We start from the raw sequence: 14,473 nt of genomic DNA on the forward strand, positions 1-14,473 counted from the left end.
CTGCAGACTCGAATTCTTAAATGCTCCACGTGGAACATCTGCGTACTCAACTTTGCGCGGCGGGTGTCACACTCTCCAACCGATACCCGTACCCATAGATCGTCAACAGCTGCCAACCGCGATCAGCTGTCAGCCCTAGCTTGTTACGCAGGCGGTAGATATGCGTGTCCAACGGCCGCGACGACACCATTTCTTCGTGGCTCCAGAATCGCTCATACAGGTACTCGCGAGACAACGGTCGGGCCAGGTTGGCAAATAGACAACTTGCCAAACGGTATTCTCGTTCTGTCAGGTTGATGGGTTTGCCCGCTCGGGTGACGGTCAGTTCGGCATCGTCGAACGTCAGATCGTTAAAGCTTTGCACTTCCTGGGTAGCCGACTTTTGCAAACCGTGGCGCCGCAGCACGGCGCTGACTCGGGCTTTGAGTTCGTTGGGCCGAAACGGCTTGCTGACATAATCATCCGCCCCACTATTCAACGCCGTTACGATGTCACTCTCGGCATCGCGACTGGTGAGCATGATCACGGCAGGGGGCGATTCCATGTGCTCGCGAGTCCAGCGCAATAACGCGATCCCGGAGATGTCCGGCAGTTGCCAGTCAAGAATCAGCAGGTCAAAGGTTTCCCGGCGTAGCTGGCGCAGCAGGTCTTCACCACGTTCGAAAAAATGCAGCGACCAAGGCTGTTCAGCCGGGCCGGGAATCTGTCGCAGTGTCTGTTCCACCCGTCGCAACTCCGCGGGTTCGTCATCCAGTATTGCGACACGCATGGGTGGGGTCCTTCCTACAAAAAACGAGAGCTTGGATAGGGGCACATGCTGTACAAATGCCGGCCTCTGAATCTGAATAATTATGGGCGGATTTTACGGTGCTCGTATCTCTCGATACGCTGAAAGCGCCGTAAACGCCACCCACTACGTCCTCAAAGAAAGATACCGGCTCCAGTCGGTCAGGAAAAGGGTCGGTGCCGATCGCCTCGCTGGTGCGTAATGCCTGCTTGAATGTGCGGTATCGTTCATTGCGCGGCCGCGGGAACTCCTCCAATGAGACCCAAATAAGCTTCACTGGTTTCAGAACACCGTATGCACTTCATCGCAACCCCATGGAGAGGGATCCTGGGCTTATGAAATCTTTACTCAATGACCATCGACTCCTTGGCAACCTTTTGGCGGTAGCCCTGTGAACCTATGGCGCAAAGCCGAGAAACGCCAACCTACTCAGGCGCAGCTTTTGTTTCATGGGCTGGTTCGTGAATGGCTGTTGATCGGTTTGGTGCTCCTGCCCTTCACCGCCTACTTATCCTTGAGCGCGGGGTTGGCACTCAACAATCCGCTCTATGACAGCCTGCGCCGCCTGACGCCGTTACCGGCAGATCCACGGATCGTTCTGGTGACCATTGATACGCCCAGCCTGGAAGCACTCGGCCCGTGGCCCTGGCCGCGCAGCGTGCATGCCGAGCTGATTGAACGCCTGAACGCCGCACGGCCAGCGGGCATTTTGTTTGACGTGATCTTCAGTGAGCCCGGCGACAATAATGACGACCAACAACTGGCCGATGCCGTCTGCAAAGCCGGCAATGTATTGCTGCCCATCGCCGGGGACAGCAGCGTCAGCCCCAAGGCCCAGGTAACGCCGTTGTCGCCACTGCTCAAGTGCGCCAAGGGCGTCGGGCACATCAACGTCGAAGCGGATAACGACGGAGTGGTGCGCAGCGTGTATCTACGTGAAGGCCCTCCGGGAAGCACACTTCCTCAGTTGGCGTGGCTGGCATTCGCCATGAGCGAGCACGCCGAGACGATGCCGGGCCTGCCGCAAGAGCCTACTGGAGGTCACTGGCACCAGGAACATGAAATCCGTGTGCCGTTCACTTCGGAACCAGACCATTTTCCCAGTGTGTCCTACGTCAGCGTATTGCGGGGCGAGGTACCTCCCGAGTCTCTGCGTGGTCGCCTGGTTCTGATCGGCGCCTCAGCCTATGGCATGGCCGATCGTTTCGTGACGCCGCTCTCTTCCACCGTAGGTACCACAGCGGGCGTTGAGATCCAGGCGGACGTACTGAATGGTTTATTGCAGGGCCGCAGCATCGTCGATTTGCCCGGCTGGCTGGCGGCGTTGCTGGCAACGTCCCTGGTGGCCCTGCTGTTGGGCCTTCTGCTTGTGCGCCCACGCTACGCCCTGTGGATGACCTTGGCAGGCATGGCCGTGGCTTTGCTGGGCTCATGGGCCTTATTGCGCCTGGGCCACTGGTGGAGCCCCGCAGCGTGCCTGATCGGTTTGTTGCTGAGTTACCTGATCTGGAATTGGCGACGTCTGAGCGTAATCCTCGCCTACTTTGGCTGGGAACTGGCACGCCTGGATAACGAACCCAAGGTGCTTCCGGAACGTCGTCGCGCGCCTGCCAGTAAGGGCGATGTGCTGCAAGGGCGGATCTTTGCCCTTGAACAAGCCGTCAGCCGTACCCGCGATACGCGGCGCTTTATGGCTGATGGCTTGGAGTGCCTGCCGGTAGCGACCCTGATTACCGATCCCCAGGGCAGTATCCTGTTGGCCAACCGCGTGGCCCGTGAAGTATTCGGCAATGACCTGGTCGGCGAAAACCTCGTCGAACAGCTCGCCGATCTGGGTTATCCCCCGCTGCATAATGGTGTACGCCCTGCCCTCTCGGCGTTGGAGCTGGTGGAGTTTCGCGATATCCACCAACGCAGTTTGCGCATGGAACTGGCCCCATTGCTGCCTGCCGAAGGGGATTTCGCCCTCGGCTGGTTGTTGAGCCTGACGGACCTGAGCAAGGAGCGTGAAGCCCAGCAGCATCGCGAGACGATGCTGCGTTTCCTTTCCCACGACCTGCGTGCGCCGCATTCAGCGATCCTCGCCCTGCTGGACGTGAACAACGAGGAGTCCCCGGTGTTTACTCAGATCGAACAGCAGGTACGGCGAGCCTTGAGTCTGACCGAATCCTTTGTGCAATTGGCCAAGGCTGAAGCGGACGGTTACCAGTTCCAGCCCACCCTGTTTGCCATGCTGGTGATGGACGCTTTTGATCAAGTGGCGGTGATTGCGCAGTTGAAGGGCATCCATTTGGTCCACGACCTGGATGAGGCGGATGAAGCCATGGTCTATGCCGACCAATCGCTGCTCACACGGGCATTGTTCAACGTGCTGGAGAATGCGATCAAATACTCCCCATCCGGCACCACCGTCAGGTTAAGGCATGGCAGTGCGCAAGGCTGGTTGGAATGCGGGATAAGTGATCAGGGGCCGGGGATTGCGCCGAAGGATCTACCGGAGTTGTTCAACCAATACCGACGTTTCGATTCGGCCCAGGGCAGTGAAGGTCTTGGGTTGGGCCTGACCATGGTCAAGGCGGTAGTAGAACGGCATGGAGGGCGGATCGTGTGCGAAAGTGAGCTAGGCAAGGGCTCGACGTTTATCCTGCTGCTGCCGCTATTGGAGGACTGAAAAAAGCGGCTTTTCTGCTGTGCATAAAAAACCGGTCACAAGGACCGGTTTTTTTATGAAGAAAAAACTTATGCACGTTTTTCTGAATTTTATGAGCTTCAGAAATATGTAAGTAAATCAGCTTGTTATGAAGCAAAAAAGCCAATTCGCCAACAAAGCGTACACAGGTTATCCACAGATGCTCAAACGGCCGGCGTCTCCACCACCACCGGTTCCGGAGGCAGGGAGCCCATGGCCCGTTGCTGCGCCTCATTCCACGCCGCAGCGCGGTCGTTCAGGGCGGCGATGGCACGTGGTCCTTCGCCTTCTGCGTACATCGGTTCGCCGATCACTACGGTGATAGTGCCTGGGCGTTTAGCCCAGCCAGTCTTGGGCCAGAACTTGCCGGCGTTATGCGCAATTGGCAGCACAGGCAGGTTGGCGTTGACCGCCAGGGCGGTACCACCCCGTGAGAACTTGCCCACGGTGCCGTAGGGCACCCGCGTGCCCTCCGGGAAGATCAGCACCCAGACGCCGTCCTTGAGCAACTCATCGCCCTTCTTGGCGACATGCTTGAGCGCAGCCTTGGGGTTGTCCCGGTCGATGGCGATCGGACGCAACATGGCCATGGCCCAGCCGAAGAATGGCACATACAGCAACTCGCGCTTGAGCACCTGGCTCAACGGCGAGAAATACGCAGAGAGGAAGAACGTCTCCCAAGTGCTCTGGTGGTTCGAGAGAATCACGCACGGCTGATCAGGAACGTTTTCAGCGCCCTTGACCTCGAAACGAATATTCAGGAACACCTTGCTCAGCCACAACGCGCAGCGGCACCAGTAGACGTTGATAAAGCGATAGCGCGCCTTGAAGGGCAGGAAGGGTGCAATAAAAAAGCTCAGGGTGCACCAGAGAAACGAACTGGTGCCCAGCAGCAGGTAAAAGAAAAAGGTTCTGATGGCCTGCAAGATCGACATGGCGGCATTTACCGTTGCGGGACACGGCCCGCCTGTTAAAAGCGCACTCCCGAACAGTCCTTGGTCAGGAAGTCGAGGGCGGCTAGTTGTTGATAAGTTCTGCGGCAACGGCCGCCAGATCGTCAAAAATCAAGGTGCCTACCGGCAGGTTTTTAGCCTGGGTCTTTTCGCCTTTTCCGGTTTTAACCAAAACTGGCTGAGAGTCGACGGCTTTGGCCGCCTCCAGGTCACCGACGCTGTCCCCGACGAACCATATCCCAGCCAAGGGCACCTTGTAATGTTCTGAAATAATTTTCAACATGCCAGGCTTGGGCTTGCGGCAATCGCAGCCTTCGTCCGGCCCGTGGGGGCAGTAGACCACCAGCCCCACCTCACCGCCCTGTTCGGCCACTAACGTGCGCAACCGCGCGTGCATGGCGTCCAGGGTGGCGATGTCGTAGTAACCGCGGGCGATGCCGGACTGGTTGGTGGCGATGGCCACTGTCCAGCCGGCTTTGCTCAACTGCGCGATGGCCTCGATCGAACCAGGCAGCGGGATCCACTCCTCCACCGACTTGATGTAAGCGTCGGAGTCATAGTTGATCACCCCGTCCCGATCGAGAATCAGCAGTTTCAACATGATCAGCCCAGTACGGAAATGTCGGCGATATTGATGAACAGGCCACGCAGACGCGCGAGCATGGCGTAACGGTTTTTTCGCACGCCTGCATCGTCGGCATTGATCATCACCGCTTCGAAGAACGCATCCACCGGCTCACGCAACGACGCCAGGCGCGCCAACGCTTGCGCGTAGTCACGCTCGGCGATCAGCGGCTTCACGGCGTTCTCTGCCTTGGCGATGGCCGAGTTCAGCGAGAACTCCTTGGCGTCGGCAAACAGGCTAGGGTCGACTTCGGCACTGCCGAGGTTATCGGCCTTGCTCAGCAGGTTCGACACGCGCTTGTTCACGGCGGCCAGGGCATCGGCTTCCGGCAGCTTGCGGAACGCTTGCACGGCTTGTACACGCTGGTCGAAGTCCAGTGCCGAACCCGGTTGCAGGGCACGTACCGACAGGTAGACGGAAACGTCCACGCCTTCGTCTTCGTAACGCGCACGCAGGCGGTCGAACACGAACTCCAGCACTTGCTCGGCCAGGCCGGCTTGCTTGACCTTGGTGCCGAACTGGCCGACGGCGAATACCACGGCCTGGGTCAGGTCGAGGTCCAGCTTCTTGTCGATCAGGATACGCAGCACGCCCAATGCCGCACGGCGCAGGGCATACGGGTCTTTGCTGCCGGTGGGCAGCATGCCGATACCGAAGATACCCACCAGCGTATCGAGCTTGTCGGCAATCGCCACAGCCGCACCCGTCAGGGTGCTCGGCAGTTCTGCACCGGCACCGCGCGGCATGTACTGCTCGTTCAGGGCCAGGGCGACATCGTCCGGCTCGCCGTCGTTGAGGGCGTAGTAGTAACCGGCAACACCTTGCATCTCAGGGAACTCGCCGACCATTTCGGTGGCCAGATCGCACTTGGACAGCAAGCCGGCACGCGCAGCCCATGCGGCATCACCGCCAATACGTGGGGCAATGTAGGCCGCCAGCTTGGACACACGCACGGCCTTGTCGTAGACGCTGCCGAGTTTTTCCTGGAACACCACGTTTTGCAGGCGCAGGTTGAAGTCTTCCAGCTTCTGCTTCTTGTCTTGCTTGAAGAAGAACTCGGCGTCGGTCAGGCGCGGGCGCACGACTTTTTCGTTACCGGCGATGATCTGCTGCGGGTCTTTGCTTTCGATGTTGGCCACGGTGATAAAACGCGGCAACAACTTACCGTCCACATCCAGCAGGCAGAAGTATTTCTGGTTGTCCTGCATCGTGGTGATCAAGGCTTCTTGCGGCACATCGAGGAAACGCTCTTCGAACGAGCACACCAGCGGCACCGGCCATTCCACCAGGGCGGTCACTTCGTCCAGCAGGCTTGGCGGCACGATGGCGGTGCCTTCCTGCAGACGGGCCAATTCTTCGGTGCGCTTGCTGATCAGCTCGCGACGCTCATTGGCGTCGGCCAGCACATAAGCAGCGCGCAGGTCGTTGAGGTAATTGGCCGGCGAAGTGATACGCACGCTTTCTGGATGATGGAAGCGGTGACCACGGGACTCACGACCGGCCTTCTGGGCGAGGATGGTGCAATCGATGACCTGATCACCGAGCAGCATCACCAGCCATTGGGTTGGGCGCACGAACTCTTCCTTGCGCGCACCCCAGCGCATGCGCTTGGGGATAGGCAGGTCGTTCAGGGAATCTTCAACGATTGTCGGCAACAGGCTGGCGGTCGGCTTGCCGGTGATGACCTGGCTGAAACGCAGTTTCGGGCCGCTCTGGTCGATCTCGCTCAACTCCACGCCACACTTCTTGGCAAAGCCAAGAGCGGCCTGTGTCGGGTTGCCTTCGGCGTCGAAAGCCGCCTGGCGCGGTGGGCCGTCCAGGTTGATGCTGCGGTCCGGCTGCTGGGTTTCCAGCGCGGTCAACAGTACCGCCAGGCGGCGTGGCGCGGCATAGACCTTCTTGGCTTGAAACTTCAGGCCAGCGGTCTGCAGGCCTTTTTCGATACCGGCCAGGAATGCATCGGCCAGGGTATTGAGGGCCTTGGGTGGCAGCTCTTCGGTGCCCAGTTCAACCAGGAAATCTTGAGCACTCATTGTGCAGCCTCCAGCTTAGCCAACACTTCATCACGCAAATCCGGGGTTGCCATCGGGAAGCCCAGCTTGGCGCGAGCCAGCAGGTAGGCTTGGGCGACGGAACGCGCCAGGGTGCGCACACGCAGTATGTATTGCTGGCGCGCAGTAACCGAAATGGCACGGCGGGCGTCCAGCAGGTTGAAGGTATGGGAGGCCTTCAACACCATTTCATAGCTTGGCAACGGCAGCGGCTGGTCGAGTTCGATCAGGCGCTTGGCTTCGCTTTCATAGAAGTCGAACAGTTCGAACAGTTTGTCGACGTTGGCGTGTTCGAAGTTGTAGGTGGACTGCTCCACCTCGTTCTGATGGAACACATCGCCGTAGGTCACCTTGCCGAACGGGCCGTCAGCCCATACCAGGTCGTAGACCGAGTCCACGCCTTGCAGGTACATGGCCAGGCGCTCAAGGCCATAGGTGATTTCGCCGGTGACCGGGTAGCACTCGATGCCGCCGGCTTGCTGGAAGTAGGTGAACTGCGTCACTTCCATGCCATTGAGCCAGACTTCCCAGCCCAGGCCCCAAGCGCCCAGGGTTGGCGATTCCCAGTTGTCTTCGACGAAACGAATGTCGTGCACCAGTGGGTCCAGGCCGACATGTTTCAGCGAGCCCAGGTACAGCTCCTGGAAGTTGTCCGGGTTGGGCTTCAATACCACCTGGAACTGGTAGTAGTGCTGCAGACGGTTCGGGTTTTCGCCGTAGCGGCCGTCAGTCGGGCGGCGACTGGGCTGCACATAAGCGGCGTTCCAGGTTTCCGGGCCGATGGCCCGCAGGAATGTAGCGGTGTGGAAAGTGCCGGCGCCTACTTCCATATCGTAGGGCTGAAGTACCACACAACCTTGCTCGGCCCAGTATTGCTGGAGGGCGAGGATCAAGTCTTGGAAGGTACGCACGGCTGGCGTAGGCTGGCTCACGAAATTCACCTGTTACTTGGGCTGCGATTTAAAGAGCGGGAGTATACCCGATTCGGCCCCGCCACCACTCCCTGGAGCCTTATGCCACGCTGCTTTTGGTGTTCTGAAGATCCGCTGTACATGGCTTATCACGATCAAGAGTGGGGAACGCCGCTGCGCGATGCGCAGGGTTTGTTCGAGTTGCTTTTGCTCGAAGGGTTCCAGGCAGGCCTGTCCTGGATCACCGTTTTACGCAAACGCGAGCATTATCGAAAGGTGTTGTTCGGCTTTGACGCGCAGCGTCTGGCGCAATTGAGCGATGAAGAAATCGAGGTGCTGATGCAGGACCCGGGCATCGTGCGCAATCGCTTGAAGCTCAACGCTACCCGGCGCAACGCCGCGGCCTGGCTGGCGCTGGAAGACCCGGTGGGGTTGCTGTGGTCGTTTGTCGGCGGCAAACCCAAGGTCAATCACTTCAAGGATCGCAGCGACGTCCCGGCGATCACGCCCGAAGCCCAAGCCATGAGCAAAGCCTTGAAAAAGGCCGGCTTCACTTTCGTCGGGCCGACCATCTGCTACGCCTTCATGCAGGCCTCGGGCATGGTCATGGACCACACCCAGGACTGCGACCGTTACGCGGACTTGGTCAACGCCGGTTAGAATGCCGGCTTTGCGCACCACACACGATCAGGAGTGAACTGTGGAAAAGTTTAAAGGCGCCTTGCTGGTAGGCGCTCTTCGGTTGTTTGCCCTGCTGCCCTGGCGCGCTGTACAAGCCGTCGGCACAGGGATCGGCTGGATCATGTGGAAAACCCCCAACCGTTCCCGCGATACGGTGCGGATCAACCTCTCCAAATGCTTCCCGGACATGGACCCGGCAGAGCGCGAGCGCCTGGTGGGCCGCAGCCTGATGGACATCGGCAAGTCCCTCACTGAAAGCGCCTGTGCGTGGATCTGGCCGGCGCAGCGCTCCATCGACCTGGTCCGCGAAGTCGAGGGCCTGGAAGTGCTGCACGAGGCCCTGGCTTCTGGCAAAGGCGTGGTGGGCATCACCAGCCACCTGGGCAACTGGGAAGTGTTGAATCACTTCTACTGCAGCCAGTGCAAACCGATCATTTTCTATCGCCCGCCCAAGCTCAAGGCCGTGGACGAGTTGCTGCGCAAGCAGCGCGTGCAGTTGGGCAACCGCGTGGCGGCTTCCACCAAGGAAGGCATTCTCAGCGTGATCAAGGAAGTGCGCAAAGGCGGCCAGGTGGGCATTCCTGCCGACCCGGAGCCGGCTGAGTCCGCCGGGATCTTCGTACCGTTTTTTGCCACCCAGGCGCTTACCAGCAAGTTCGTGCCGAACATGCTCGCGGGCCACAAGGCCGTGGGTGTATTCCTGCACGCCCTGCGCCTGCCGGACGGCTCGGGCTACAAGGTGATCCTGGAAGCGGCGCCGGAGGACATGTACAGCACCGACACCGCGACGTCCTGTGCGGCGATGAGCAAGGTAGTTGAGCGCTATGTAGGTGCTTACCCAAGCCAGTACATGTGGAGCATGAAGCGCTTCAAGAAACGCCCGCCGGGTGAGGCGCGGTGGTACTGACTCACCGCTGACCTCCAGCCCAATGGAGATCAAGTGTGGGAGCTGGCTTGCCTGCGATAGCATCACCTCGGAGTGCCTGATATACCGAGGTGTCTGCATCGCAGGCAAGCCAGCTCCCACAGATGATCTCCTCAGGTTTGGCGATCAAGTTTCTTCAGGAACACCGTCATTTCTTTTTCGGCCTGTTTGTCGCCATGGGCCTGGGCGGCTTCGATGCCCTTCTCCCATGCCAGGTGTGCTGCCGCGCGATCTTCCAATCCCAGCCGCGCCTTGCCCAACAACTTCCACGCCGCCGAATACTTCGGATCGAACTCGACGCATCGCTGCAAATGCTCGGCCGCCTTTGCGTTGTCCTTCAGGTCCAGATAACCCTTGCCCAGGCCAAAGCGCAGCAGCGAATTATCCACACCCTTGGCGAGCATTTTTTCCAGGGATTCGAGCATGACTGTGCGTCCTTTAGCTATATAGCGGTTTCGATATCGTCATCGCGGGCTCACACAATTTTCAAATCAGAAAAAGCTCAACCCCACGTGGAACAGCTTCTCCACATCGCGGATATGTTTCTTATCCACAAGGAACAAAATCACGTGGTCTCCGGTGGCAATCACCGTGTCGTCGTGGGCAATGATCACTTCTTCATCGCGAATGATCGCGCCAATGGTGGTACCGGGCGGCAGGCCGATATCGCGGATCGCCTTGCCAATCACTTTGCTGGACTTGGAGTCACCGTGGGCAATCGCCTCGATGGCTTCCGCTGCGCCACGGCGCAACGAGTGCACGCTGACAATGTCGCCACGGCGTACGTGGGCGAGCAAGGTACCGATGGTCGCCAACTGCGGGCTGATGGCAATGTCGATATCGCCGCCCTGGATCAGGTCCACATAGGCCGGGTTGTTGATGATGGTCATCACCTTCTTCGCCCCCAGCCGCTTGGCCAGCAAGGACGACATGATATTGGCTTCATCATCGTTGGTCAGGGCCAGGAAGATATCGGCGTCGGCGATGTTTTCTTCCATCAGCAGGTCACGGTCCGAGGCGCTGCCTTGCAGTACGACAGTGCTGTCGAGGGTATCGGACAAATGCCGGCACCGCGTCGGGCTCATCTCGATGATCTTCACCTGATAGCGGCTTTCGATGGCTTCGGCCAAACGCTCGCCAATCTGCCCACCGCCGGCGATGACGATGCGTTTGTAGCTCTCGTCGAGCCTGCGCATTTCGCTCATGACCGCACGAATGTTCGCCTTGGCGGCGATGAAAAACACTTCGTCGTCAGCCTCGATCACCGTATCGCCCTGGGGCAGGATCGGCCGGTCACGGCGGAAAATCGCGGCGACGCGGGTTTCCACATTCGGCATGTGCTCACGCAGCTGGCGCAATTGCTGGCCAACCAGCGGCCCGCCGTAATAGGCCTTCACGGCTACCAGTTGCGCTTTGCCTTCAGCGAAGTCGATAACCTGTAGCGCACCTGGAATTTCGATCAGGCGCTTGATGTAGTGGGTCACCACCTGTTCCGGGCTGATCAGGACGTCTACCGGGATGGCGTCGTTGTCGAACAGCCCGGCGCGGGTCAGGTAAGCCGCTTCGCGCACCCGAGCGATCTTGGTCGGGGTGTGGAACAGGGTGTGGGCGACCTGGCAGGCGACCATGTTGGTCTCGTCGCTGTTGGTCACAGCCACCAGCATGTCGGCATCGTCGGCACCGGCCTGGCGCAGCACCGTCGGAAACGACGCGCGGCCTTGCACCGTACGAATGTCCAGGCGGTCGCCCAGGTTGCGCAAGCGCTCGGCATCGGTGTCGACCACGGTAATGTCGTTGGCTTCACCGGCCAAATGTTCGGCCAGCGTGCCACCCACCTGCCCTGCTCCAAGGATGATGATTTTCATCCGGTCACTCCCTTAAAACCATTCAGCCGCGCACGGCGGCAATCTTGATCAGTTTGGCGTAGTAGAAGCCATCGTGCCCGCCTTCCTGCGCGAGCAGTTGGCGGCCGTGGGGCTGCTTGATGCCGGCGCTGGTGGCAAGGTCCAGTTCGCGCGCGCCGCTGGTGCGGGCGAGGAAGGCTTGGATGACCTCGGTATTTTCGGTGGGCAGCGTGGAGCAGGTGGCGTAAAGCAGGATGCCGCCGACTTCCAGAGTCGGCCACAGCGCGTCGAGCAGTTCGCCTTGCAACACCGCCAGGGCGGCGATGTCGTCGGGCTGGCGGGTCAGCTTGATGTCAGGATGACGGCGGATCACGCCGGTGGCGGAGCAAGGAGCGTCCAGCAGGATGCGCTGGAATGGCTTGCCGTCCCACCACGTCGCGGTGTCACGGCCGTCGGCGGCGATCAGGTCGGCGTTGAGGCCCAGGCGTGCAAGGTTTTCCCGCACACGCACCAGGCGCTTGGCCTCAAGGTCCACAGCCACCACACCGGCCAGTTCTTTTTCAACCTCAAGGATGTGACACGTCTTACCGCCTGGCGCGCAGCAGGCGTCGAGTACGCGCTGGCCTGGGGCCAAATCGAGCAGATCGGCAGCCAATTGCGCGGCCTCGTCCTGCACGCTGATCCAGCCTTCGGCAAAGCCCGGCAGGCTGCGTACATCGGCGGCGACTTCCAGCACGATACCGTCCGTGCTGTACACGCACGGGGTGGCGTTGATGGCCGCGTCGGCTAGTAATTGCAGGTATGCATCCCGGCTGTGGTGGCGACGGTTGACCCGCAGGATCATCGGCGGGTGCGCGTTGTTGGCCGCGCAGATAGCCTCCCATTGCTCGGGCCAAAAGGCCTTCAGGGATTTTTGCAGCCAGCGCGGGTGGGCGGTGCGCACCACCGGATCATGTTCCAGCTCGGCCAACAGCGTTTCGCTTTCACGCTGGGCGCGGCGCAGCACGGCATTGAGCAGCGCCTTGGCCCAGGGCTTTTTCAGCTTGTCGGCGCAACCGACGGTTTCACCGATAGCGGCGTGGGCCGGCACGCGGGTGTAGAGCAACTGGTAGAGACCCACCAGCAACAGCGCCTCGACATCCGCGTCCGCCGTTTTGAACGGTTTTTGCAGCAGCTTGGCGGCCAACGCAGACAACCGTGGCTGCCAACGGGCGGTGCCAAAGGCCAGGTCCTGGGTAAACCCGCGGTCGCGGTCTTCAACCTTATCCAACTGCGTGGGCAATGAACTGTTCAGCGAAGCCTTGCCGTTGAGCACGGCGGCGAGAGCCTTGGCGGCGGCCAGACGTGGGTTCATTGAGTGACCACTCCAAGCGTGGTGCCCAGAGCGAATTTCTCACGACGACTGTTGAACAAATCGCTGAAGTTCAGCGCCTTGCCGCCGGGCAATTGCAGACGCGTCAGGCACAGCGCCTGTTCACCGCAAGCCACCAACAGGCCGTCTTTGCTGGCGCCGATGATCTCGCCGGGAGCGCCTGCACCATCGGCCAGGGTCGCGGCCAACACTTTCAAAGCCTCGCCGTTCAGGGTGCTGTGGCAGATCGGCCACGGGTTGAAGGCACGTACCAGGCGCTCAAGCTCCACGGCTGGGCGGCTCCAGTCGATGCGTGCTTCGTCTTTGTTCAATTTGTGCGCGTAGGTGGCCAGGCTGTCGTCCTGTACCTCGCCTTCCAGTGTGCCGGCAGCCAGGCCGGCGATGGCCTGGATCACGGCGGGCGGCCCCAGTTCAGCGAGGCGGTCGTGCAGGCTGCCGCCGGTGTCTTGGGCGGTGATCGGTGTGGTGACTTTGAGCAGCATCGGCCCGGTATCCAGGCCGGCCTCCATGCGCATCACGGTCACGCCGCTTTCACTGTCGCCTGCTTCAACGGCGCGCTGAATCGGCGCCGCACCGCGCCAGCGTGGCAGCAGTGAAGCATGACTGTTGATGCAACCCAGGCGCGGGATATCCAGCACAGCCTGAGGCAGGATCAAACCGTAAGCCACCACCACCAGCAGGTCCGGCTTCAGCGCGGCCATTTCGGCCTGGGCGTCGGCGTTACGCAGGGTCGGCGGCTGCAGCACGGGAATGTTGTGCTCCAGCGCTAATTGCTTGACCGGGCTCGGCATCAGTTTTTGCCCGCGACCGGCCGGGCGATCCGGCTGGGTGTACACCGCGACGATGTCGTAAGGGCTGGCAAGCAGCGCCTTGAGGTGTTCGGCGGCAAATTCAGGAGTGCCGGCAAAAACAATGCGCAATGGCTCGGTCATGGGAGTTCTCGGTTAAAAAACAGTCACAAAAGAAAAAGGCTTGCCGCAGCAAGCCTTTGGAAGAAGGGCATCAGGCTTGCTGGCGATGCTTTTTTTCCAGCTTCTTCTTGATGCGGTCACGCTTGAGCGTGGACAGGTAATCGACAAACAGCTTGCCGTTGAGGTGGTCGCATTCATGCTGGATACACACCGCCAGCAGGCCTTCGGCAACCAGTTCGAAAGGCTTGCCGTCACGGTCCAGCGCCTTGATCTTCACGCGCAGCGGGCGTTCCACATTTTCGTAGAACTCCGGCACCGACAGGCAGCCTTCCTGGTATTCGCCCATCTCTTCGGTCAGCGGTTCGAACTCAGGGTTGATGTACACCCGAGGTTCGCTGCGATCTTCCGACAGGTCCATGACCACGACACGCAGATGCACGTTGACCTGGGTAGCGGCGAGGCCGATGCCCGGGGCTTCATACATTGTTTCAAACATGTCATCGACCAACTGACGAACCTTGTCGTCCACTACGGCCACCGGCTTGGCGATCGTGCGCAGGCGCGAGTCGGGAAATTCGAGGATGTTCAAAATAGCCATAAGCGTAATTGCTGCACATGTGAGGAAGAGACAAATCGGCGGTGGGATGGACCCATACGGCCGGTGTGAAACGCTCGGAAGCCGCGAAGGCCATGGCATTTCACGCGAACGCACATAATAAAGGAG

12 protein-coding genes and 1 pseudogene are annotated in these 14,473 nt (G+C 60.1%); 3 read left to right on the forward strand and 10 right to left on the reverse strand.

What is annotated here, in order from left to right; genetic code table 11:
- Positions 1-46: 46 nt before the first annotated feature.
- Positions 47-769: a response regulator transcription factor gene (locus AC07S6_RS10375; protein WP_073526337.1), complete on the reverse strand. Its 723-nt coding sequence runs from the start codon at positions 767-769 to the stop codon at positions 47-49.
- Positions 770-1,178: 409 nt separating this feature from the next.
- On the opposite strand from AC07S6_RS10375, the gene AC07S6_RS10380 reads away from it, so the two are divergent.
- On the forward strand, positions 1,179-3,458 hold the full coding sequence (locus tag AC07S6_RS10380) for a CHASE2 domain-containing protein (RefSeq protein WP_495112255.1): 2,280 nt from the start codon (positions 1,179-1,181) through the stop codon (positions 3,456-3,458).
- A 182-nt stretch (positions 3,459-3,640) separates the two neighbouring features.
- Here AC07S6_RS10380 and AC07S6_RS10385 read toward each other — a convergent pair whose 3' ends face one another.
- The 4 genes and pseudogenes from AC07S6_RS10385 to glyQ all read right to left on the reverse strand — a co-directional run bounded on the left by AC07S6_RS10385 (position 3,641) and on the right by glyQ (position 8,037).
- Entirely contained in the window at positions 3,641-4,411 is a 771-nt protein-coding gene (locus AC07S6_RS10385; RefSeq protein ID WP_003187258.1) for a lysophospholipid acyltransferase family protein, read from the reverse strand.
- Positions 4,412-4,493: 82 nt separating this feature from the next.
- Positions 4,494-5,048 (reverse strand): annotated as a pseudogene (gene gmhB / locus AC07S6_RS10390) (D-glycero-beta-D-manno-heptose 1,7-bisphosphate 7-phosphatase); the annotation flags it as partial.
- Complete coding sequence (gene glyS, locus AC07S6_RS10395; protein WP_495112256.1) at positions 5,033-7,087, reverse strand: glycine--tRNA ligase subunit beta; 2,055 nt, start codon at positions 7,085-7,087, stop codon at positions 5,033-5,035. The gene glyS and the pseudogene gmhB, both read right to left, overlap by 16 nt.
- Positions 7,084-8,037 carry a glycine--tRNA ligase subunit alpha gene (gene glyQ, locus AC07S6_RS10400; protein WP_003187265.1) on the reverse strand — a complete coding sequence of 318 codons (954 nt, stop codon included), beginning with the start codon at positions 8,035-8,037 and terminating at the stop codon, positions 7,084-7,086. Before glyQ ends, glyS begins: the two co-directional genes overlap by 4 nt.
- An 81-nt stretch (positions 8,038-8,118) precedes the next feature.
- Between glyQ and AC07S6_RS10405 the strand changes: the two genes are divergently transcribed.
- A complete protein-coding gene (locus tag AC07S6_RS10405) occupies positions 8,119-8,676 on the forward strand; it encodes a DNA-3-methyladenine glycosylase I (RefSeq protein ID WP_054921016.1) in 558 nt (185 codons plus the stop codon).
- A 40-nt stretch (positions 8,677-8,716) separates the two neighbouring features.
- The gene (locus AC07S6_RS10410) at positions 8,717-9,604 is read left to right on the forward strand and encodes a lysophospholipid acyltransferase (protein WP_014716285.1); all 888 of its coding nucleotides are present in this window, start codon (positions 8,717-8,719) and stop codon (positions 9,602-9,604) included.
- 131 nt (positions 9,605-9,735) lie between these two features.
- On the opposite strand, the gene AC07S6_RS10415 is transcribed toward AC07S6_RS10410, so the two are convergent.
- The 5 genes from AC07S6_RS10415 to def form a co-directional block, all read right to left on the reverse strand.
- Positions 9,736-10,047 carry a tetratricopeptide repeat protein gene (locus AC07S6_RS10415; RefSeq protein WP_044270209.1) on the reverse strand — a complete coding sequence of 104 codons (312 nt, stop codon included), beginning with the start codon at positions 10,045-10,047 and terminating at the stop codon, positions 9,736-9,738.
- A gap of 66 nt (positions 10,048-10,113) precedes the next feature.
- Positions 10,114-11,487, reverse strand: a complete 1,374-nt coding sequence (gene trkA / locus AC07S6_RS10420) for a Trk system potassium transporter TrkA (RefSeq protein ID WP_014716287.1) — start codon at positions 11,485-11,487, stop codon at positions 10,114-10,116.
- 22 nt (positions 11,488-11,509) lie between these two features.
- Entirely contained in the window at positions 11,510-12,820 is a 1,311-nt protein-coding gene (gene rsmB / locus AC07S6_RS10425) for a 16S rRNA (cytosine(967)-C(5))-methyltransferase RsmB (protein WP_495112257.1), read from the reverse strand.
- Positions 12,817-13,770 carry a methionyl-tRNA formyltransferase gene (gene fmt, locus AC07S6_RS10430; RefSeq protein ID WP_495112258.1) on the reverse strand — a complete coding sequence of 318 codons (954 nt, stop codon included), beginning with the start codon at positions 13,768-13,770 and terminating at the stop codon, positions 12,817-12,819. Before fmt ends, rsmB begins: the two co-directional genes overlap by 4 nt.
- A gap of 70 nt (positions 13,771-13,840) precedes the next feature.
- The gene (gene def / locus AC07S6_RS10435) at positions 13,841-14,347 is read right to left on the reverse strand and encodes a peptide deformylase (protein ID WP_020301426.1); all 507 of its coding nucleotides are present in this window, start codon (positions 14,345-14,347) and stop codon (positions 13,841-13,843) included.
- Positions 14,348-14,473 lie beyond the last annotated feature (126 nt).

It is taken from the genome of Pseudomonas sp. GW821-FHT07B01 (genome assembly GCF_059419065.1).